Origin of the sequence: Amycolatopsis acididurans (genome assembly GCF_012328925.1) — a bacterium.
Classification (GTDB): domain Bacteria; phylum Actinomycetota; class Actinomycetes; order Mycobacteriales; family Pseudonocardiaceae; genus Amycolatopsis_E; species Amycolatopsis_E acididurans.
Map to the genome: position 1 here is coordinate 158,877 of NZ_JAAXLS010000009.1, position 20,707 is coordinate 179,583.

The window sequence follows — 20,707 nt, forward strand, 5'->3', positions numbered from 1 at the left end:
AGCGAACAGGAAGGGAAGGCGATGGTCGAGCGTGCGGGCCGGGTCGAGGGCAAGACGGCGATCGTGACGGGAGCGGGCTCGACGCCCGGGCCCGGGATCGGCACGGGGAAGGCGACCGCGGTCGTGCTCGCGCGGGAAGGCGCGAGCGTGCTGCTCGTCGATCTGCACCCCGAACGGGCCGAGGAGACCCGGAAGATGATCGAGGAGGAGGGCGGCAAGGCTGAGGTGTTCGCCGCCGACGTCACCAAGGCCGCCGACTGCGAGGCGATGGTCGGCGCGGCGGTGGACGCGTTCGGCGGCGTGGACATCCTCGTCAACAACATCGGGCTCGCCGCGCTGGGCACCGTCGTGGACACCAGCGAGCAGGACTGGGACCGCTCGTTCGACATCAACCTGCGGACCGCGTTCCTGGCCTCGAAGTACGCGGTGCCGGTGATGGCCGCCAAGGGTGCGGGCTCGATCGTCAACGTCTCGTCGATCTCCGCGCTGCGCGGTGACGGCACGGTGGCGTATTCGGCGGCCAAGGGCGGGCTGATCGCGATGACGGTGGACATGGCGTATTCCCATGGGCGGCAGGGAATCCGCGTCAACGCCGTGGCGCCGGGGCACATCACGACGCCGATGGTGCTCTCGGTGTCGGCGCCAGGACCGCGCGCGGAGTTCATGAACACCCTGCGCTCCGAAGCGGGACTGCTCGGCACCCCGGGCACCGGATGGGACGTGGGCTGGGCGGCGGCGTTCCTCGCCGGCGACGAGGCGCGGTGGATCACCGGGGTGACGTTGCCGGTGGAGTCGGGGGTGCTGAGCGTGACGCCGCTGATGATGGCCCCGCACCTGCGCGGGGTGCCCGAACCCGCCGAGTAGTTGCGTCCCGGTCGACACGGGCCCTAAAGTAAGTGAGCGAATACTCTCTTGCGTCGAGGAGGAGTCCGGCGAGATGGCTGAGCAGAACGGGGCGCTGTGCGAGCGGTACGCGGTCGCCGATGTCGATTCCCACATCATCGAACCGGCCGATTTGTGGACTTCGCGGATCTCCTCGCAGAAGTGGGGCGACCTCGTTCCGCACGTGCGTTTCCACGAACGGCGGCAGGAGGATTACTGGTACATCGGTAACCGCAAGCTCTACGGCGTCGGCGCGTTCGCGCAGGCGCGCTGGCCGGAGTTCCCGCCCTCGCACCCGAAAAAACTGTCCGAGGCGTTTCCCGCGGCGCTGGATGCCAAGCAACGCCTGAACTACCTGGACGAAGTCGGCGTCTACTACCAGGTGATGTACCCGAACATTCTCGGGTTCCACAGCCATGTGTTCCTCAAGGAGATGCCACCGGAACTCGCGACCGAATGCGTGCGCGCCTACAACGACTGGATCGCCGAATGGTGTTCGGCCGATTCGCGCCGCCTGATCCCGATGATGATGCTGCCGTTCTGGGACATCGACGAGTCGGTCGCGGAGATGAAGCGGTCCCACGAACTGGGACACAAGGGCGTGCTGTTCGCGGCGCGCTACGACAAGGTCGGCCTGCCGCGGCTGGTCGACGACTACTGGGAGCCGTTGCTGGGGCAGGCGCAGGAGATGGGCCTGTCGATGAACTTCCACGTCGGCTTCCTCAACGAGCCCGACGACCTCAAGGGCGCGGTGGACCAGTCGAAGAAGCTCGATTTCACCAAGGAAAGCGCGCTGGTGCTGCTGGGCAACGCGCAGAACGTCGCCGAGGTCGTGGTGAGCGGCGTCTGCCACCGCTATCCCAGGCTGAACTTCGTGTCGGTCGAGAACGGCGCGGGCTGGCTGCCCTTCCTTGGCGAGAGCATGGACTGGCAGTGGCTGAACGTGGGCGCGCACAAGGAATACCCGGACCGGCTGCTGCCGAGCGAGTACATGAACCGGCAGGTCTATGGCATGTACTGGTTCGAAAACCGGTCCCTGCGGCCGGTTCTGGACCAGCTGCGCGACAACCTCATGTTCGAGACGGACTTCCCGCACGCCACCAGCCTCTCCCCCGGGCCCGCCTCGGAATCGCCGAGCCCGCGCGAGATCATCGACCGCTCGCTGGACGGCGTGCCCGACGACATCGTGGGCAACGTGCTGCAGCACACCGCCACCAGGCTCTACAACCTGGAAGAACCGGTCCGCGCCTAGGAAAAAACGAAAAAGGGCCTTCGCCGTGGCGAAGGCCCCTTTCGCTGTGCGCTATCCGCGGGTGAAGCTGATCGGCACCGACAACGGGGCCCGGTTGAACGTCGAGTGGAACTCGACGTCCGCGCCGGGCTTGAGCCGGAAGTCCGTCATCCGCCGCACGATCTCGTCGATCGCGATGCGCAGGTTCATCCTCGCCAGGTTCGACCCGACGCACCGGTGCGGCCCGGCGCCGAACGCGATGTGCCGGTTGCGCGGCCGGTCGAGGTCGAAGGCGTCGGGGTCGGGGAACTCCGCCTCGTCGCGGTTGGCCGAGGCCCAGTACATGATCACCCGCTCGCCCTGCCCGATGCGGGTGCCGTCGATCTCCCCGTCGTCGCGCGCGGTGCGGCCGATGCAGATGAACGAGCCGTCCAGCCGCAGCAGTTCCTCCACCGCCTTCGGGATCAGGTCCGGCTTTTCCCGCAGCAGCGCGGGAATCTCCGGCTGCCCACAGAACCGCAGCATCGCCGCGCCCAGCACACCGGCGGTGGTCTCCAGCCCGCCGAGCACCAGCAACTGCACGGTCCCGATGGCTTCCTCACGCGTGATCGGCCTGCCCTCGATCTCGGCGCCCAGCACGGCGTCCACGACGTCACCGCGCGGTCCTTCCTCGCGCCGCCGGTCGAGGAACTCCGAGATCCAGCCCGCGAGCTTGAGCACGCACTCGCGCGACTCCGGCACGTTCGGCAGCGACGCCATCGTCGCGTAGTGGTTGACCTCCTCCAGGTCGTCGGCCGGAGCGTGCAGTGCGAGGTCGAAGAACGCCAGGCCCGGGAACGGGCGGGCGAACTCCTTCATGAAATCGCATTCGCCGGCGTCGATGAACTCGTCGATGAGCCGGTTCACGATGGCGCGGGTGGCCTCCTCCCAGGGGCCGATCTTCGCGGGCGTGAAATGCGCGTTGATGAGCTTTTTGAAGGTCCGCTGCAATGGCGGGTCGATCGTGACCGGCAGGATCTTCATCTGCTGGTCCCCCGGCGGCGCGGGCACCGTGATACCCAGCTCGGAGCTGAACTGCCGCCAGTCCTGAGCGATGCGCAGGACGTCCTCGTAGCGGGTGGCGATCCAGAACCCGCCGTAGGCGTCGCTGTGCGCGACCGGGCACCGCGACCGGGCGCGGGCGAGCGTCGGGTGGAGGTCGCGGGCCAGATCCGGTGAGAGGTGGTCGAAATGCCGCTCGATCCACTCGTCGGTGATCGCGCTCGGCTCCATCGTTTCTCCTTTTCTCCTCAACCCAGCGACGCCAGGATGTCCTCGGTGTGCTCGCCCAGTCCGGGAATGCCCGACGGGGCCGGTGGCGACGGGGCCGGCCCGAACGCGGGTGGGAACGACGGCTGCTCGACCAGCCCCCGCTCGCCCCAGCGGTACCCGACGACGCGGCCGAGCATCCGGTTGACCGGATCGTCGAGGAAACCGGCGGCGAACTCGCCGCGGCCGGCCTCCACCACCTCTTCGGCCGGCACGCCTTCCGATCGCAGCGCGGCCACCCAGTCCGCCGCGTTCTTGCCGCGGAAAATCCTCTCCAGCAACACTTCCTCCGGCTGAAGCGCACCGGTCGTGCGCAACGGAGGCGGTGCCGCGGGCAGCTCGTCGAGCCCGGTGACCGCGCGCAACCGTTGCCACGCGGGCACATCGGGTACGGCCAGCGCGAACCAGGCACCGTCGGCACCGGCGTAGATCCGGTACGCGGCGCCGTAACCGGTCTGCCCCGCGTCGAGCACCGGTCCGCGCACCACCTGGCCACCGGCGAGGAACGCGCCGGATTTCATCGTCAGCGCCGCGGCGAGCAGGCTCGTGGACACCGACTGGCCACCGCCGCGGCGCCGCCGCGCGTAAAGCCCGGCGAGCACGCCGCACGCCGCCATCCAGCCGCCGGTGACGTCGATCGCGCCCCACACGAGGTACGTCGGCGGCATGCCCTCACCACCCTGGCCCGCCTCGACACCGGACAACGCCTGCATCAGCTGGTCGTTGGCCGGCAACGTCGCGCGCGGGCCGGTCTCCCCGAAACCGCTGGCGAAGCTGTACACGACGTCGGGGTTCGCCGCGCGCACCGCCGCCTCGTCGTAGCCGAGCCGTTCGGCCAGCCCGACCCGCGAGTTGTGGTGCACCACGTCGCTCCACCGGAACAGCCGCTCCAACACGGCGGGCGCGTCCGGCGACTTGAGATCCAGCGCCAGCGCGCGTTTGCCGCGCTGCCCCGCCGCGAACATCGGCTCCATCCGGCGATGCACGTCCCCCGTCGGCGGCTCGACCTTGCACACGTCCGCGCCGAGCCCGCCCAGTACGAGCGGGGTGACCGGCCCGGCGAGATACGCGGACAGGTCCAGCACCCGGACGCCGGTCAGCAACCGGCCCGCACCGGCACGCCGCGGTTTCCCGTCTCCGGCGGCGGTGACCCGGATCGCGGGGCCCAGCGTCGTGATCGGCCCGCGGTCGGGATCGTCGTGATCGGCGGCCAGCCCGACGGCACGCACGTGCGGATCGCGCAACGCCTCACCGGCCCGCAACACCGGTTCACAGCGGAACTTCGCGCCCGCGAGGTCCCTGACCCACCAGTCGCGGTCGTGCTCGGCGAACCGCGCCGCCCATCGCCGGCCACGCTCGACCATGCCGCCGCTCATCAGGTCGGCGTTGTAGCCGTGTTCGCTGGGTTCGTCGCCCATGTGTTCCAGGAACGCCTCGTACGCGCCCTTGGCGCCGAACCAGAGCTGCACGTACTCGCCGTCCGCGCAGCGGTAGGACAGGGCCTCGGCAGGCCCCTGCTCTCGCCACAGCAGGTTGGTCGCGCCCGACGGATGCTCGGCCCTGCCGATGATCATCGGCAGGATCGCCTGCATTCCCTCGTACAGCGAGGTTTCCGCCCAGCCACCGACGCCGGTCGCCTCCCGCTCGACCAGGCACCCGAGCGCGCCGACGGCCGCCGACAGCCCGGCACCGATGCTCGCCACGGCGAGATCGCCGAAGGCCGGGCCACCGCGGTGGGCGCGGATCTGGGTCAGCAGCCCGGACCGCGCGTGCACGAGCAGCTCCAGATCCGGGATCGGCCCGAGCGCGTGATAGCTGGGCCGCACGCGCGCCACGACCAGCCGCGGGTTCCGCCTGGCGAGCTGCCGGTAGCCCAGCCCGCGCCGCTCGGCGAGTTCCTCCCCGCCGCTGAGGAACAGCACGTCGGCCTCGCGGGCGAGCGCGGCGACGGCATCCGCGGCGGCGTCGTCCGCGACGGCGACGATGTCCTTGCCCCGATCCCAGACCCGGCCGAACTCCACGCCGGCGTCCAGCGTCGGCGCGGCGGCGAGCTGAACACGCGTGACCTCGGCGCCCAGATCCCGGAACAGCCTGCCGGGCAGGCTCGCCGCCGGCCCGGCACCGACGGTGCTGACGCCCAGCGCGGCCTCGACGACACGCAACCCCTCCAGCGGTTCCACTTCGCCGCTCCCTCAGCTGCGCACGAGACGTCCGGGCGCGGCACCGGCGATTTCCTCGCCACCGCGGCGCGTCGCGACCCCGTTGACCCACATGTTCTCGACACCGGTGCTGCGGACCAGCAGCCGGTCCGCGCCGCCGGGCTGGTCCCGCACGCGTTCGACCGGTGTGGTGCCGACGGTGTCCGGGTCGAACGCGACCAGATCCGCGAAGAAGCCTTCCCGCACCAGACCGCGGCCGGCGATCCGGAACGCCCGGTGCGGATGGCCGGTCAGCCGCCATACGGCGTCCTCCAGGCTCAGCGCCTTGCGCTCGCGCACCCAGTGCCCGAGCAGGTGGGTCGAGTAGCAGGCGTCGCACAACTGGGTCGCGTGCGCGCCGGCGTCGGACAGGCCGAGCAGGGTGCGCTTGTCGGCGAGCAGTTCGCCGATCTCGTCGTCGCCGTCGTTGTCCAGCACGATGCGGTAGCGGGTGGCCATGTCGTCGGAGAGGGCGAGATCGAGCAGCAGGTCGAACGGCGTGGTGCCGCATTCCTCCGCGAGCCGGTCGAGCGGGATTCCGATCGCATCGTGGTGGATGCCCGTCTCCTCGACGCTGGTCTTGGGCCAGCGGTGCGCCCACGCCTCCAGCGTCGCCGGGCGCGCCCGCGCGCGCCATTCCTCGTCGCGGTAGAGGTCAGCGCGCTCGTCACGGGGACGTGCGAGCACCTCCTTCCACGCGTCGATCTCGCCCAGCGGTCCGGGATCGGACATGCCGATCTGCATCACGATCGGACGGCACGCGATCTGCGGGTACACCTCGCCCGGCAGCGCGCCGCCGCGGTTGACCGTGCGCATCGCCGCGCCCGGTTTGTCCGCGCGGGCCATCAGCGCGGTCCACGTGATCGGCACGCCGGTGCGCTCCGCGAGCTGCGAGAACTGGTCCACGAACAGGCCCGGCCCGATGGAGACCTGCACGACGCCCTTACCGAGTTCACCGAGTACCGACGCGATCGCGTACACCTCGTCGACCTCGGAGAACCGGCTCGGCACGGGACGCCCGTACGCGCCCTGGTGCGCGGGCTGGCGCGAGGTGGAAAAGCCCAGGGCACCGGCCGTGATCGCCTCGCGGACCATGGCGCACATCGTCTCGACCTCGCCGGCGGTGGCCGGGCGTTCCTCGTTGCCCAGCGCGAACAGCCGCAACGGCGAATGCCCGACGAACGCCCCGGCGTTGAGCCGTTTCGGCCGCTTGTCGATCGCCGCGAGATAGTCGGGGTAGGTCTCGAAGCACCAGTCGATACCGGATTCCAGCGCGTCGGCCGACATGCCCTCGACGTTTTCCAGCAGCCGCACGATCAGATCGCGGTGCTCGGGGCGGGTCGGGGCGACGCCGAAGCCGCAGTTGCCCATGACGACGCTGGTCACACCGTGCCAGCTGGAGGGCGTGAGATCGCGGTCCCACAGGATCTGGGCGTCGTAGTGGGTGTGCACGTCGATGAAACCGGGCGCGAGCGTCAGCCCGTCGAGGTCGACGACCTCGGTGCCGGGGCCGGGGGTGAGCTCACCGGGCGCGGCGACCGCGGCGACGCGGTCCCCCGCCACGGCGACGTCGGCGGCGCGTGCCGGCCCGGCGGTGCCGTCCACGAGCGAGGCCTGTCGGAGAAGCAGATCCATCGACACTCCCATCGGGTCGCCGGCGCACCGGAAGCTTAGCAAATACTCGCTTACTTCTTGACCATAGCGAACGCTTACTCACTAATGTAAGACCTGGCGACGACGCGAGGAGGCGGCCGGGATGGACGAGGTGCGCGGCACCCACGGCACGACGAGCTCGCCCGGCACGGCCGGTTCGGGCGGTGTAGCCGGCCCGAGCGTCACGGCCGGTTCGGCGGACGCACCCGACCAGGGCGGCGCACCCAGCCAGAGCGCCCCGCTCGGCGACGGCGGCATGACGAGCAGGGGTGCCGCGGCCAGTGATGGCGGCGCGCCCAGTCCGGGCACCACGGGCGGCCACCGCGGCACCCTCAGCCCACGCAGCGCACCCGACCCAGGCAGCGCACCCGGACACGGCAGCGCAGCCGGCCACGGTGGCGCCACGAGCTCACCCGGCGTCGCCTCCCCCGCGGAACTGATGCACCGCCACGAGTTCTTCATCGGCGGCCGCTGGATCCCCGCCCCGGCGGAGAGCCTGTTCAAGGTCGTCTCCCCCGCGACCGAGGAGGTCGTCGGCGAGGCACCGCTGGCCGGCGCCGCCGACATCGACGCCGCGGTGGCCGCCGCACGAACGGCGTTCGACGACGGCGAATGGCCCCGCACGCCACCCGCCGAGCGCGCCGCCGTGCTGGAGCGCGCGGCGGAAATCCTGCGCGGGCGTACGGGCGACATCGCCGGGGTGACCGTTGACGAGATGGGCTGCGCGATCAGCCAGGCGCCCCGCGCGCAGACCGGCATGGTCGCACCGCTCTTCGACTACTACGCCGCCCTGGCCCGCACCTTCGAGTTCGCGCGCGAGGTCGTCGCCGGCGAGCGGCGCGGGCTGGTGACGAGCGAACCCGTCGGCGTGGTCGCGGCGATCGTGCCGTGGAACGCCCCCGTGACCCTGTCGGCATGGAAAGTGGCACCCGCGCTGGCCGCCGGCTGCACCGTGGTGATCAAACCGCCGCCCGAGGCACCGCTGAGCAACTTCGTCCTCGCCGAAGCGCTCGCCGAGGCCGGGATTCCGCCGGGGGTGGTCAACCTCGTCCCCGGCGACCGGGACGCGGGCGAGCATCTGGTGCGGCATCCCGGCACCGACAAGATCGCCTTCACGGGTTCGACCGCCGCGGGCAAGCGGATCATGAGCCTGTGCGGTGATCAGGTGAAGCGGGTTTCGCTGGAGCTGGGCGGGAAATCGGCGGCGATCGTGCTCGAGGACGCCGACCTGGCCACCGCGATACCCGCCCTCGTCGGCGGCGGAATGCATCTGTCCGGACAGGTCTGCGGCGCGCTCACCCGGATTCTCGTACCGAGATCGCGCTACGCCGAGGCGGTGGACGCGGCCGCGACGACGGCCTCGCAGGTCCGCGTCGGGGATCCCCACGACCCGTCGACGCTGGTCGGCCCGCTCGTGGCACGACGCCAGCGCGATCGCGTCGAAGGCTACCTCGCCGGGGCCGTGGCCGACGGCGCGCGGGTGGCGGCCGGAGGCGGCCGCCCGCCCGGACTGCCCAGGGGCTGGTACGTCGAGCCCACCATTTTGTCCGATGTGGACAATGCGATGCGGGTGGCGCGGGAGGAGATCTTCGGACCGGTGCTGTGCCTGATCCCCTACCGCGACGAGGACGAGGCCGTGCGCCTCGCCAACGATTCGCCGTACGGCCTCGCCGGCGGGGTGTGGGCCGGGGATCCCGCGCGCGGAGTGCGCGTCGCCAAGCGCATGCGCACCGGCAGCGTCGCGGTCAACGGATCGTTCCCGCCGTTCCCCATGGTGCCCTTCGGCGGGTTCGGGCAATCGGGCCTCGGCCGCGAACTCGGCCCGGAGGGGCTGCGCAGCTTCCTCGAACCGCGCAGCATCGGCTTGCCCGCTTCGTAGCGGCCGCGAAGTATTGGCCGGAACTGGGTTTCGTCACCGCCGAAGGCTGGTGGAAGTGGTGCTTTTCCGCTACGCCCCGGCACGAGGAGGAACCGGACGGGCCGCTGGCGCTGGCGGCCGGCCGCTACGGCGCATGTGGCTTCGGGGCCGCTCGGACGTGCGCGCGCTCGCCCTGCCTGCCGACCAGGCTGAGGAATTCGACCGGCCCGGAGCCGGTCGCGCCGAACCAGTGCGGGGTGCGGGTGTCGAACTCCGCCACCTCCCCCGGTTCCAGCACCAGATCGTGCTCGCCCAGCACCAGGCGGAGCCGTCCATTGAGGACGAACACCCAGTCGTAGCCCTCGTGGGAGCGTAGATCCGGCTCGTCGTCGCCAGCCGGGAGCACGAACTTGTACGCCTGAATGCCGCCGGGCCTGCGGGTCAGCGGCACGATCGTCGATCCGTCCGCGCAGGCGATGGGACGAAGGTGCACCCGCGGGTCACCGGTCGGCGGCGCGTCCACGAGTTCGTCGAGCGTGACCCCGTACGCCCGCGCGAGCGGGAGAAGCTGCTCCAGGGTGGGCCGCCGCAGGCCCGCTTCGAGCCGGGACAGCGTGCTCACCGAGATCCCCGTCTGCTCCGCGAGTTCGGCGAGCGTGCTCTCGCGACGCTGCCGGAGGCGTTTCAGCCGCGGACCTACGGCGTCGAGCGTGCGGTCCAGTTCTTCGTCCATACCTCGATTTTGCCATTCGGCAACAAGGTTTGCCGGCCGGCGGGATCGGGCGCACGATCGGCACGTGACCCACGATTTCGGCAAGACCTACTGGGAACAGCACTGGGATCAGGCCGCCGTGCACGACGTGGCCGCGAACCCGTACCTCGCCCGCGAGACCGGCCACCTGAGGCCGGGCACGGCACTGGACGCAGGCTGCGGGCGGGGCGCCGAGGCGCGCTGGCTGGCCGCGCACGGCTGGCGGGTCACCGCCGTCGACATCTCCGCCGCCGCCCTCGCCAAGGCCGCCGGGCGGACAGCGGAGCAGATCACCTGGATCGAGGCGGATCTGACGGAGTGGACGCCGACGGAGCGGTTCGACCTTGTCACGACCAGCTACGCGCATCCCGCGATGCCGCAACTGGCCTTCTACCGCCGCATCGCGGACTGGGTCGCGCCCGGTGGAACGCTGCTGATCGTCGGACACCTGCACGAGGCGGGGCACGGACATCACCCGCCGCCCGAGGCGACCGTGACCGCCGAGGGCATCACCGCGGGCCTCGACGCCGCGACGTGGGAGATCGACACGGCCGGGCAGCACACGCGCCCGGTCGGCGGCCGGTCCTTGCACGACGTGGTCGTCCGCGCCACTAGGCGTGGTGTTCCTCGATGAACTCGTAGAAACGGATGACCGGCGGCGGATCGTTCTCCACGAGATCGCTCGTGGCCACCGTCCCGGCCGCCGCCCTCGCCCGCAGTTCCGCGAAGGGCACGGTGAGGTCGTCGGCTTCGATGTCGTAGATCGCGAGGTAGCCGTGCCCGCCTTCGCCGTCGTGCACCCGGTAGCGCCGTCCGGCGAGAAACCCCGGCACCGCGCAGATCTCGGGCAGACGGCCACCTCCTGGCTAGTACGTCACCATTTCCTCGCGCACGGCGAGAAACCACGATTCGCCGATGAAGTCCTCGGGCTCGCCGAGGTTGTCGCGGAACCAGTCGATCCTCGTGCGCAGGCCCGCCACGTCGTCGAAGTACACCTCGTTCACCGCGTCGTAGGCACGCTCACCGGTGACCGGGTGGTTCTGCACGTACGCCAGGCCCCGCGCCTGGTCCGGGATCACCACGCCGGACCCCGCCCGGCCCGCGTGGTTTCGCCACCGGTCCGAGAACGCGGCCGGGCTCAGCCCGCCGGCGCGCACCGCGACCGCCATGTGCTTGAACTTCCCGCCGCCGCACGACCAGCGCCGTTCGAGCCAGTCCGCGCCGCGCAGCACCGACTCCGCCGCGACGACCACGGGGCTCGCGCCCGGATCGAGCACGCGGTCGCCTTCCTGTGTGCCGAGCCATTCCTCGAAGGCCCGCAGCTGCGCCTCACCGGTGAACCAGTCGATCACGAGCCCGTCGTGCCTGGGCGCGGGACCGGTGAGACCGGGCAGCGTCGTGCACACGGCGGTCCGCACGGGCCGAACCTCCTCCGGTGCGCCGAGCGCGGCCTGCCCCGGCCAGGCGTGCGCGAACACGTCGGCGGGGATGTCCTTGTTCCTGGTGGCGAACCGGATCCGCTTGATCATGCGGCCGGTTCCCGCTGCCGGAGCGCGGCGACCTCGGCCCGCCACGCCGCCACGGCCGCTTCCTTGACCGGCCCGTATCCCCTGACCGACCGCACCGATCCGGCCAGCCGGACGCGCGTGTCGTAGCGCAGCCCGGAGCTGTCCTCGATCAGCCGTTCGTATTGGTCGATCAGCGCCCGTTCGGTGCGCCGGTCGGGATCGCGGCCGAAGACGTCGAACGGGGTGCCGCGCAGGAACTTCAGGCGGCTGAGCACACCGAACGCCAGCGCGTACGGTCTGCCCATCGGCAGTTTCCGGCGCAGCCCCAGCCGCCGCAGCGTGGGCGGGTGCAGATGGTAGGTCACGGAGTAGCCGCCCTCGATGCCCAGATCGCGGGCGGCGCGGTCGTAGTCGGCCCTGTGGTGCAGGCGCGCGACCTCGTACTCGTCCTTGTAGGTCAGCACCTTGAACCAGGCCTCGGCGACGGCACGCGTCAGCGCCCAGTCATGGCCGGCGTCGTCCTCGGCCGCGACCCGTGCCACGAGACCGAGAAACCGTTGCGCGCGCCGGGTGTTCTGGTAGTCGATGGCCTGCGCCGCACGCCGGGCGAGCAGATCGCGCAACTCCTCCGGCAGATCCGCGACCATCGTCCGCGCGACCTCCAGCGCCCGCGGCGACGGCTCGAACGGGACCACCGCACCTTCGGCGGTCACGCTCAGCGCGCGCTTCACGGCGGCCGGATCGTGCACCAGCCAGCGCCCCCACTCGAACGCCTCCCGGTTCGCCGCGGCGGTCTTTCCCTTGCCCGTCAGGGCGTTTTTCACATGCTTCAGCGACACCGGAAGCCCGCCGAGCTGGAAGGCCGCCCCGAGCAACACCACGTTCGCGAGCAGATGGTCGGCGAAGACGGCCTCGGCAACGCGTTTCGGTTCCAGGAACGTGGCCTTCCCGGCACGGTCGGTGATCGCGGTCTCCAGGCTCGCCAGGTCCGGCGCGCCCAGATCGCTTTGCAGCATCCCGGCGGTCGGGGTGAGTTCCCGGTCCACGACGACGAGCGTGTGCCCGTGCCGCACCTTCGCCAGGTGCGCTCCCCCGGCGGCCTGCAGGATGTCACCGGAGAGGTACAGATCCGCGGTGCTCACCGCGGCGGCGCCGAGTTCGCCGCGGTCCCTGGCCAGCTGGAGGTGCGAGACGACCGCGCCCGCCTTCTGCGACAAGCCGGTCTGATCCATGCCGCCGATCACGAACCCCGCCGACTCCGCCGCACCCGCGATGATCCGGTTCGCCGTGACCACACCCGTGCCGCCGATCCCGGTGAAGTAGATCCCGTAGCGCCCGCCGAACCGCCGCACCGCGGGCTCGGGCGGCGAACCGGCGGGAAGCGCCGGCCGGACCCGGGCCCGCGACCGGCGTTGTCCGCCACGGCGCGGGGTGATCGTGACGAAGGACGGGCAGTCGCCTTCGAGACAGGTGTAGTCGCGGTTGCAGGACGCGTCGTGGATCCGCCGTTTCTCGCCGAACTCGGTGTCCACCGGCAGCACGGACAGGCAGTTGCTCTTCACTCCGCAGTCGCCGCAGCCCTCGCACACCGCCTCGTTGATCACGACCCGGCGCGGTGGTTCGGGCAGCAGGCCGCGTTTGCGCAGCCGCCGCGCCTCCGCCGCGCACCGCTGGTCGTAGATGATGACCGTGACCCCCGGCACCCGCCGGAGCTGCTCCTGCACCTCGGGCAGCCGGTCGCGCCCGTGCACCCGCACGCCACCGGCCCACCGCGCTTTCCGGCCGTAGCGCCCGGGATCCTCGGCGCACACGACGATTCTCGCGACCCCCTCCGCGTCGAGGGCGCGTGTCATCGACGGCACGTCCATCAGCCCGGTCACGTCCTGGCCGCCGGTCATCGCGACAGCCTCGTTGTAGAGGATCTTGAACGTGACGTTCGCGCCCGCCGCGACACTGGCCCGGATGGCGAGCGTGCCGGAATGGCTCAGCGTTCCGTCGCCGAGGTTCTGGATCAGGTGCGGTTCGGCGACGAACGGCGCGAGCCCGGTCCACGGCACGCCTTCGGCGCCCATCGGCGTCGGCGGCAGGCTTTTCGTGCTCTGCTGCCGTGCCTCGAAGTACATGATCCCGTGGCAGCCGACCCCGCCGCCCACCAGCGCGCCGTCCGGGGCGACGGTGGAGCGGTTGTGCGGGCAGCCGCTGCAGAATCCCGGCGCTCTCGCCACCACCGGCAGGGAAATCGTCACCGGCGCCTCGCGCGGGCGCAGATCCGGCAGCACGCGGTGCAGGATCTTCGCGACGGCCGCCGAATCCAGCTCCCCAGCCTGCGGGACGAGCGGCTTCCCTGCCCGGTCACGCTTGCCGAGCACCGGAACCGGCTGCCCGGCCTCGTGGAGAACGGCACGCAGCTGCGTCTCCACGAACGGCCGCTTCTCCTCGATCACGACGATCTGGTCCACCTCGGCGGCGAACTCGCGCACGGTGTCCTCGACGAGCGGGAAGGTCATGCCGAGCTTGAGAATCCGCACGCCCGCCTCGTGCGGGGTGCGGCCGCGGTCGGCGAACGCCTGCACCACGTCGAAGTAGGTCTTCCCGGCACACACGACGCCGAGCCGTGCACCCGCCGCGGCGCCACTGACGCGATCGAGCCCGTTGTGCCAGGCGTAGGCCTGCGCGGCGAGCAGCCTGCGCTCCACGACGAGGATTTCCTGGTCCGGCACGGCATGCGGGCCGATCCGGGCGAGCGGCTGGTGCCGCCAGCGCTGCCCGTCGATCAGCACGTCCTCCGGATCGCCGGGCAGCTGCCTGCCGAGGTCGAGGTCCACGGTGCCGATGCCGTCGGCGACCGCGGTGACGATCTTCAGCCCGGTCCACGCGCCCGAGTACCGCGACATGCGGAAGGCGTGCACGCCCAGGTCGAGCACATCCTGCTGGTCGCCGGGATACAGCACGGGAACGCAGGCATCGGAGAACGTGTACTGGCTGTCACAGGCCAAAGTGGACGATTTCGAGGCGGGATCGTCGCCGCAGAACAGCACCGCGCCGCCGTTGGGTCCGGCGCCCATCGCGTTGGCGTGCCGCAGCGCGTCACCGCAGCGGTCCAGCCCCGGCCCCTTGCCGTACCAGGCGCCGGCGACCCCGTCGAGGCCGTCGTAGGGGATGACCGCGCCCATCTGGCTGCCCCACACGGTCGCCGCGGCCAGTTCCTCGTTGAGGCCGGGCCGGTGCACGATCCGGTGCGCGTCGAGATCGGGCAGGTTCTCCAGCGTCAGATCGAAGGTGCCCAGCGGCGAGCCCGGGTACCCGGAGACCATCGTGCCGGTGGTCAGGCCGTCGCGCTCGTCCAGCCTTGCGCGCAGTACGAGCAGGCGGGCGAGCGTGTCCACTCCGGACAGGATCGTCCGCTGGTCGCCCATTACGGGTAAACCTCCGGATTGACGTAGGCGAACCGCCCGCCCTTGAGCACCGCGCGCCGCAGATCGTGCCGTTGCAACACGGTCACGTCCTCGGTGGGATCGCCCTCGACCACGACCAGATCCGCCAGCATCCCTTCGCGGACCTCGCCGGTGTCCAGCCCGGCGGCCGGACCCATGTTGCGGGTCGCGGTGTGGATCGCCTCGACCGGCGTCATGTCGGCCAGCTCCACGTATCGCTGCAGTTCGGCGGCGTAGGTGCCGTGATGCGTCCACTGGTGGCCGAAGTCCCCGCCGGAGAGGATCCGGATGCCCGCGGCCTTGAGCCTGCGCAGCCCGTCGACCTGCGAGGCGAACTCGCGGTGGTAACCCGACGCCTCGATCTTCTCGTCGGTGATCCCCCACGGTCTCGCGTGGCCACTGACCATCGCGTACAGATAGTGCAGCCCGGGACAGACCCACACGTCGTCGCGGCGCGCCTCCAGCGCGGTGAGCGCCTCGTCGTCGAGGAAACAGGCGTGGTGGATGATGCGGACACCGGTGCGGGCCGCCATCGCGACGCTCGCCGAACCACGGGCGTGCACGGTGATGAACGCGCCGTGCCGGTCGGCCTCCTCGACGGCCGCGCCGAGCATCTCGTCGTTCATGTACACGTCCTCGGACGGGAACTCCGGCACCACCCCGTCGCCGGAGATGAACAACTTGAGCGAGCGCACGCCCGAATCGCATTGCCTGGCCACGATTTCCCGCAGCCCCTTGGCGTCGCCCGCGACCTCCATCATCTCGCCGTCGCCGCCGAGGCCGTCCACGGCCGCGACCATGGAACCGCTGGGCACGATGCGCGGCCCCGTGATGAGGCCGCGCTCGATCGCGTCCCTGGCCAGCAGATCGTCGAAGGGCTGGGTGACGCCGGCGCCGATGATCAGTGTGTAACCGCTTTCCAGGAACGTCTTCGTCACCCCGGCCACGTCGAGGATGTGCCGTTCCGGCGGGGTCGCCGCGATGGCCGCGTGGTCGAACACGAAGTCCAGCGGCCAGCTGATGTGGGTGTGCGCGTCGCCGAGGCCGGGCAGGACGGTCGCGCCGTGCAGATCGACGACGCGGGTGGACGCGGGATCGGCGTCGAGCCCGCCCTGGGCGACCTTGACGATCCGGTCCCCCTCGATGAGCACGTCGGCGCGGGCCGATTTCTCGCCGGGATCGCCGTCGCAGGAGAGCACGAGCCCGTTCGTCAGCAGTGTCCGTCCGGTCATCACCGACCTCCTAACTGAGCGAGTACTTACTCTACTCGAGAAGGTGCCTGAGGTCGATGCTCCGGATCCGCGCGCACGACCGAAGCCAGCGCGTGCTTCGGCGGCCGGGCGAGCGCGGCGATCACCACGGAGAGCGCCAGCAGTCCCGTGATCAGGTACACCGGGATGTGGTAGCTGCCGGTGGCGTCCACGATCTGGCCCGTCACGAACGGCCCGAGCCCGCCGAGCACTCCCCCGAGGATCTGGCCGAACCCGAACCCCTTCGAGAAGTTCAGTGCGCCGAAGTAGCGGCTGACCGCGACCGGGATGGTGGGCACGAGCAGGCCGTATCCCGCGCCGAAGAAGACCGAGTAGAAATACAGCGGCAGCCCACTGCGCGCCCCGAGGAAGATCACGGAGCCGGCCGTCATGCTGGCCGTGGCGAGCAACAGCACGTAGTACGGGCTGAACCGGTCGGACAGCCGGGAGAACAGGATCCCCGACACCGCGGCGATCCCGGCCGCGATCCCCAGGGCTCCCGAGGACACGACCGCGCTGACGCCCACCGTTTCCAGATACAGCACCTGGTAGGCGGCGTAGGTACCCAGCGCCCACGCCTCGATCCCGAAGATCGTGAAGATCATCCAGTAGACCGGGCTGCGCATCATCTGCCCGACCTTCGTCTGCACGGTGCCGATCACGTCGGTGTCGCCGTGTTCCGGGATCGTCCTGCCCTCGACGCCGTCCACCCACTGGCCCACGTCCTGCGGCCGGTCGCGCAGGAACACCGAGGGAATGGCGAGCACGAAGATGATCGCGCCCAACGCGAACAGTGCCCTGCGCCAGCCGAGATCGCCCACCAGCACGGCCATCAGCGGTGCGAAGATCAGCCCGCCGAATCCGGCACCGGAGTTGACGAAGCCCATCACCACGGCGCGGCGGCTGATGAACCATTTCTGCACCACGGTCGCCGACGGGATGTAGCCCATGAACCCGTCGGCGATCGTGAGCGCGACCCCGAACACCAGCCCGAACTGGATCGGGTTCTGCACCAGCCCGGTGAGCGCGGTGAACCCGGCCGTGGCGACCCCGCCGGTCATCACGACCGGCCGCACGCCGAAACGGTGCACGAGCCAGCCGGTGAGCGGACTGACCACCGCGCCGAGCAGGCCGCGGATCAGCAGCGCCGCCGAGGCGACCCCGACACCCCAGTGCATGTCGGGAAGCAGGCCGTGCAGCAGCGGCCCGACGATGAAGTACACCGCGCCGACCGCGGTGCCGTACTGCAGGAACGCGATCGCGCCCTGCTGGTAACCGCGGAACTCGACGAGGTCGCGGAAGCGGAACTTCGGTGTTTCGACTACGACAGGCATGGCGGTACCTCACAAGGGTGCGACAACGTTGGCGCGGAACCTGCTGGCTGGTATCACACGTGCGCGAATCCGAGGATCCGCGGCGCGGCCTGCACCCACGGATCGAGCGAGGTTCCCTTGCCCTGCCGGGCCCGCTCGCTCGCGCGTTCCCACGCGTCCTCGGCCCACGGTGGCTCGACGAACTCCGAACCCGTCACCAGGGTGTGCAGATCGAAGGAAGTCCTCAATGGATGGTCCCGGTCGCCCTGGCCGGAACGGAAGATCATCGTGGGCGCGGAGATCGTGCGGACCAGCGCGTCGTCGACGCCGGGCACGGCCTGGTGGGGCTTGGGCACCCACGCGTCCAGCCAGCGCAGCATGGCCTCGTGAAACCCGTCGCCGCCCAGGTCGAGAAAGCGCTGCTTGTTGCTCGGCCGCGCCTCGATCAGCGCGGCCCACTCCGGCATCTCCATCACGCCCTGGATGCCACCCCGCCGGACCGCGGTAATGCTTGGCAGCACATAGAAAGCGGCCATGTTCATACTGCTGTAGACGCCGCCGACCGGTTGCCAGACCACGAGCCGCTCGGTCAGCTCGGGGAACAGCGCCGCGGTCAGCACCGAGTCGCGGGCCCCGCCCGAGCCGCCCGCGATCACGACCGGGCCGAGGCCGAGCGCTTTCAGTAGGGCGCCGAGGGTTTCGGCCCGCATGTGCGATTCGGACGGCCCGAAGAACTGGACTTCCGAGGCGCCGCAGTTGGGCCGGTCCCAGACCAGCACCCGCAGCCCGCCCTCGGCGAGCGCGTCCGCGAGCGGGCGCGCACCGGGATGGTCCTTGGCGAATCGTCCGCCGAAGGTCAGTACGAGGGGTTTGCCGTCCGCCGGTCCGAGCAGTTCGTACTCCACCAGACCGCCGTTGATCTCGATGGCAGGCATGCGCCGTCCTTCCAGGGCCGCGCCTTCGCGGAACGGCTCACACCGGAACTCGACCTAACATCTGTTCGGACGGTAGCACCGGCGCGGGGCGCCCAACAAGACCGCGGACACGACTGTCACGTCAGGCGGCGCGGGCCTGACACTGTGTCACACGCTGCGCAGGACCGACACGACCGCGCCCAGCACGACCGCCTCGTCACCGTCGATGACCTCGTATGCCGGGTTGCGTGGTTCGAGGTAGACGTGCCCGTTGCGGCGCCGGTACACCTTCACGGTGGCCTCGCCGTCGATCATCGCGGCGACGATCTGGCCGGAGTGCGCCTCGGGTTGCTGGCGCACCACCACGATGTCGCCGTCACAGATCGCCGCGTCGACCATCGAGTCGCCGCGCACCCGCAGTCCGAACACCGTGCCGCGGCCGGTGAGCCCGCGCGGGAGACTCAGGACGTCGTCGACGTGCTCGTCGGCCGAGATGGGCACACCCGCGGCGATGTCGCCGACCACCGGCACGCTCACCGAATCGCCGTCCGTGTCGCGCGAGGGGGAATCGCGCAGGAACATCCGCACGTCGATCGGGCGGGACATCGCCGAGCTGCGCCGCAGGAAACCCTTCTCCTCCAGGGCCGCGAGATGCTTCGACACCGACGAGGTGGAGCGCAGGCCGACCACGTCGCCGATCTCCCGGGTGCTCGGCGGATAGCCGTAGCGGACCACCCAGTCCCGGATGGCGACCAGGATCCGCTGCTGGCGCAGCGGCAGGCTCGAGGCGTCCAGTTGCTCGAAGACGTCAAGATCGTCGAAGGTGGTCACCGGGGAATACTAGATGCCGCCCCGGCGGCCGGCCCGGGCGGCACCGAGTCCTTTGTGGATCGTGACCGGCGGAGCCTGGCGGCCGGCTTGAACACCGACAACACGAAGGCCGTGATCAACAACGTGGGCGCGACGGCGACCGGCCCGAGCAAGCTCGCGGGCGGGGCCGCCGGATCTCTCGCCGCTTCGGCCAGACTGACGCGCAGCGCGGTCACGAGCAGGACCGACATGACGACGGTGGCCGCGAGCTTGATCGCGACCCACCAGTACCGCAGCAGCCCGTACCGGGTGCCGAGCCCGAGCAGGATCCCGGTCGCGAGACACACCAGGCTGGCCCCGAACATCGGCCAGACCGCGAACCAGCCGGCGGCACGCAGGGCGATGCCCGCCGTAGCAGGATCGCTGGTCACCATGGCCAGCACGACGAGCACGCCCATCGCGACGTCCACCCCGAACCACACGGCCGTGCTCAGGATGTGCGCCAGGAGCACCTGCTTGCGCCCGCGCGCGCTCAGCCGCCATCGTGCGTCGTTCACCATGGGACCCAGGGTCGGCCGCGAGGGGGCGACGGGTCGTCCGTCCGGGAGCGGCTTCTCCGGTACGTCCGCAGACGTAGCCATGGGGTTCGCTCGGCGGAACAAAGCGAGCGTGAAACCGGTACAGTAGGCAAGTAGCTGGAGATTATCGTTCCTGCCAGCGGAACGAGACGCGTGAGGATGGTCGGGCCTTGACGACCAAGAGTACACCGGGGCGCAAGCAGGCACCCGCTGCGGACAACACGGGCACCGAGGCCGCCGCGCGGGTGGCCGACGTGCTGCTGCTGTTCGCGGGCGGCCCGCAGTACCTCGGGGTCAGTGCGATCAGCCGTGAGCTCGGCCTGTCCAAGGCCGTCGTCTACCGGATCCTGCAGTCACTGGTCTCGCGCGAGATGCTCGCGACCGATCCGGGCGTCTCCGGCTACCGGCTGGGACCGGCGGCCGCCGCGCTCGGGGCGAGCGCGCTGCGGCGGTTCGACGCGCGCATCGTCGCGACGCCGATACTGCGCCGGTTGCGTGACGAAACCGGCGAGACCACCACGCTGTCCGGTCTGGTCGGCGACGAACGCGTGTACCTCGACCAGTTCGAAAGCCCGCGAGAGATCAAGATGACGGTCGAGGTCGGGCGCCGCTTCCCGCTCTATGCCGGGTCCTCGGGCAAGGTCATCCTGGCTTTCCTGCCCGAGGAACGCCGCGAGGTCGTGCTGCACCGGCCGCTGACCCCGCTGACCGACCGGACCATCACCGACGAGGCGGGGTTGCGCGCCGCGCTGGCCGAAATCGGCCGCGAGGGGGTCGCGGTGTCGCTCGGCGAGCGTCAGGCCGGCGCCGGCTCGGTCGCCGCCCCGCTCTACGGCCCGGACGGCGAGGTCCACGGCTCGATCAGCATCTGTGGCCCGCAGTACCGCTTTACCCCGGAGGCCATCGAACGCTACCGCGACTTGATCCGCACCGCCTCGCAGGAGATACGCGACAACTGGACGTGGCTGCGCGCAGGGGAAAGCTGAGCACGGCACCGGCGGCTCGCGGGCCGCCGGTGC

Annotated in this window: 17 protein-coding genes; 5 read left to right on the forward strand and 12 right to left on the reverse strand. The window is 70.8% G+C overall.

From position 1 onward, the window contains the following. Positions 1-21 precede the first annotated feature (21 nt). Both HFP15_RS16345 and HFP15_RS16350 read left to right on the forward strand, forming a co-directional pair. On the forward strand, positions 22-864 hold the full coding sequence (locus HFP15_RS16345; RefSeq protein ID WP_168516355.1) for an SDR family NAD(P)-dependent oxidoreductase: 843 nt from the start codon (positions 22-24) through the stop codon (positions 862-864). 73 nt (positions 865-937) lie between these two features. Then, a complete protein-coding gene (locus HFP15_RS16350) occupies positions 938-2,134 on the forward strand; it encodes an amidohydrolase family protein (RefSeq protein WP_168516357.1) in 1,197 nt (398 codons plus the stop codon). Between the two features lie 51 nt (positions 2,135-2,185). Here HFP15_RS16350 and HFP15_RS16355 read toward each other — a convergent pair whose 3' ends face one another. Genes HFP15_RS16355 through HFP15_RS16365 form a run of 3 tightly spaced genes read right to left on the reverse strand, consistent with a single transcriptional unit; the run spans position 2,186 to position 7,254 of the window. Beyond that, positions 2,186-3,385, reverse strand: a complete 1,200-nt coding sequence (locus HFP15_RS16355) for a cytochrome P450 (protein WP_168516359.1) — start codon at positions 3,383-3,385, stop codon at positions 2,186-2,188. A 17-nt stretch (positions 3,386-3,402) separates the two neighbouring features. Beyond that, a complete protein-coding gene (locus HFP15_RS16360) occupies positions 3,403-5,601 on the reverse strand; it encodes a CoA transferase (RefSeq protein WP_168516361.1) in 2,199 nt (732 codons plus the stop codon). 12 nt (positions 5,602-5,613) lie between these two features. Next, entirely contained in the window at positions 5,614-7,254 is a 1,641-nt protein-coding gene (locus HFP15_RS16365) for an N-acyl-D-amino-acid deacylase family protein (RefSeq protein ID WP_168516363.1), read from the reverse strand. A 121-nt stretch (positions 7,255-7,375) separates the two neighbouring features. Between HFP15_RS16365 and HFP15_RS16370 the strand changes: the two genes are divergently transcribed. Beyond that, on the forward strand, positions 7,376-9,151 hold the full coding sequence (locus HFP15_RS16370) for an aldehyde dehydrogenase (RefSeq protein ID WP_246271741.1): 1,776 nt from the start codon (positions 7,376-7,378) through the stop codon (positions 9,149-9,151). A 124-nt stretch (positions 9,152-9,275) separates the two neighbouring features. Here HFP15_RS16370 and HFP15_RS16375 read toward each other — a convergent pair whose 3' ends face one another. Then, on the reverse strand, positions 9,276-9,863 hold the full coding sequence (locus HFP15_RS16375; RefSeq protein ID WP_168516365.1) for a helix-turn-helix domain-containing protein: 588 nt from the start codon (positions 9,861-9,863) through the stop codon (positions 9,276-9,278). A gap of 64 nt (positions 9,864-9,927) precedes the next feature. Here HFP15_RS16375 and HFP15_RS16380 point away from each other — a divergent pair, with 64 nt between their 5' ends. After that, entirely contained in the window at positions 9,928-10,515 is a 588-nt protein-coding gene (locus HFP15_RS16380; RefSeq protein WP_168516367.1) for a class I SAM-dependent methyltransferase, read from the forward strand. Here the strand turns inward: HFP15_RS16380 and HFP15_RS16385 are convergent. From HFP15_RS16385 to HFP15_RS16420, 8 genes are all read right to left on the reverse strand, one after another. Beyond that, positions 10,493-10,714 carry a hypothetical protein gene (locus HFP15_RS16385; RefSeq protein ID WP_168516369.1) on the reverse strand — a complete coding sequence of 74 codons (222 nt, stop codon included), beginning with the start codon at positions 10,712-10,714 and terminating at the stop codon, positions 10,493-10,495. The genes HFP15_RS16380 and HFP15_RS16385 overlap by 23 nt on opposite strands. A gap of 33 nt (positions 10,715-10,747) precedes the next feature. Beyond that, a complete protein-coding gene (locus tag HFP15_RS16390; protein WP_168516371.1) occupies positions 10,748-11,410 on the reverse strand; it encodes an EthD domain-containing protein in 663 nt (220 codons plus the stop codon). Continuing rightward, the gene (locus HFP15_RS16395) at positions 11,407-14,805 is read right to left on the reverse strand and encodes an indolepyruvate ferredoxin oxidoreductase family protein (protein WP_168516373.1); all 3,399 of its coding nucleotides are present in this window, start codon (positions 14,803-14,805) and stop codon (positions 11,407-11,409) included. The genes HFP15_RS16390 and HFP15_RS16395 overlap by 4 nt, the downstream gene beginning before the upstream one ends. Then, positions 14,805-16,055 carry an amidohydrolase family protein gene (locus HFP15_RS16400; protein ID WP_168516375.1) on the reverse strand — a complete coding sequence of 417 codons (1,251 nt, stop codon included), beginning with the start codon at positions 16,053-16,055 and terminating at the stop codon, positions 14,805-14,807. The genes HFP15_RS16395 and HFP15_RS16400 overlap by 1 nt, the downstream gene beginning before the upstream one ends. A 26-nt stretch (positions 16,056-16,081) precedes the next feature. Continuing rightward, positions 16,082-17,407 (reverse strand): MFS transporter, encoded by a 1,326-nt coding sequence (locus HFP15_RS16405; protein WP_168516377.1) that lies wholly within the window; start codon positions 17,405-17,407, stop codon positions 16,082-16,084. A 53-nt stretch (positions 17,408-17,460) separates the two neighbouring features. Further along, entirely contained in the window at positions 17,461-18,321 is an 861-nt protein-coding gene (locus HFP15_RS16410) for an alpha/beta fold hydrolase (protein WP_168516379.1), read from the reverse strand. Between the two features lie 147 nt (positions 18,322-18,468). Beyond that, complete coding sequence (gene lexA, locus HFP15_RS16415) at positions 18,469-19,131, reverse strand: transcriptional repressor LexA (RefSeq protein ID WP_168516381.1); 663 nt, start codon at positions 19,129-19,131, stop codon at positions 18,469-18,471. Next, positions 19,128-19,670, reverse strand: a complete 543-nt coding sequence (locus tag HFP15_RS16420; protein ID WP_210717338.1) for a hypothetical protein — start codon at positions 19,668-19,670, stop codon at positions 19,128-19,130. The genes lexA and HFP15_RS16420 overlap by 4 nt, the downstream gene beginning before the upstream one ends. A 188-nt stretch (positions 19,671-19,858) precedes the next feature. Between HFP15_RS16420 and HFP15_RS16425 the strand changes: the two genes are divergently transcribed. Beyond that, positions 19,859-20,674 carry an IclR family transcriptional regulator gene (locus tag HFP15_RS16425; protein WP_168516383.1) on the forward strand — a complete coding sequence of 272 codons (816 nt, stop codon included), beginning with the start codon at positions 19,859-19,861 and terminating at the stop codon, positions 20,672-20,674. The last annotated feature ends 33 nt before the right edge of the window (positions 20,675-20,707 follow it).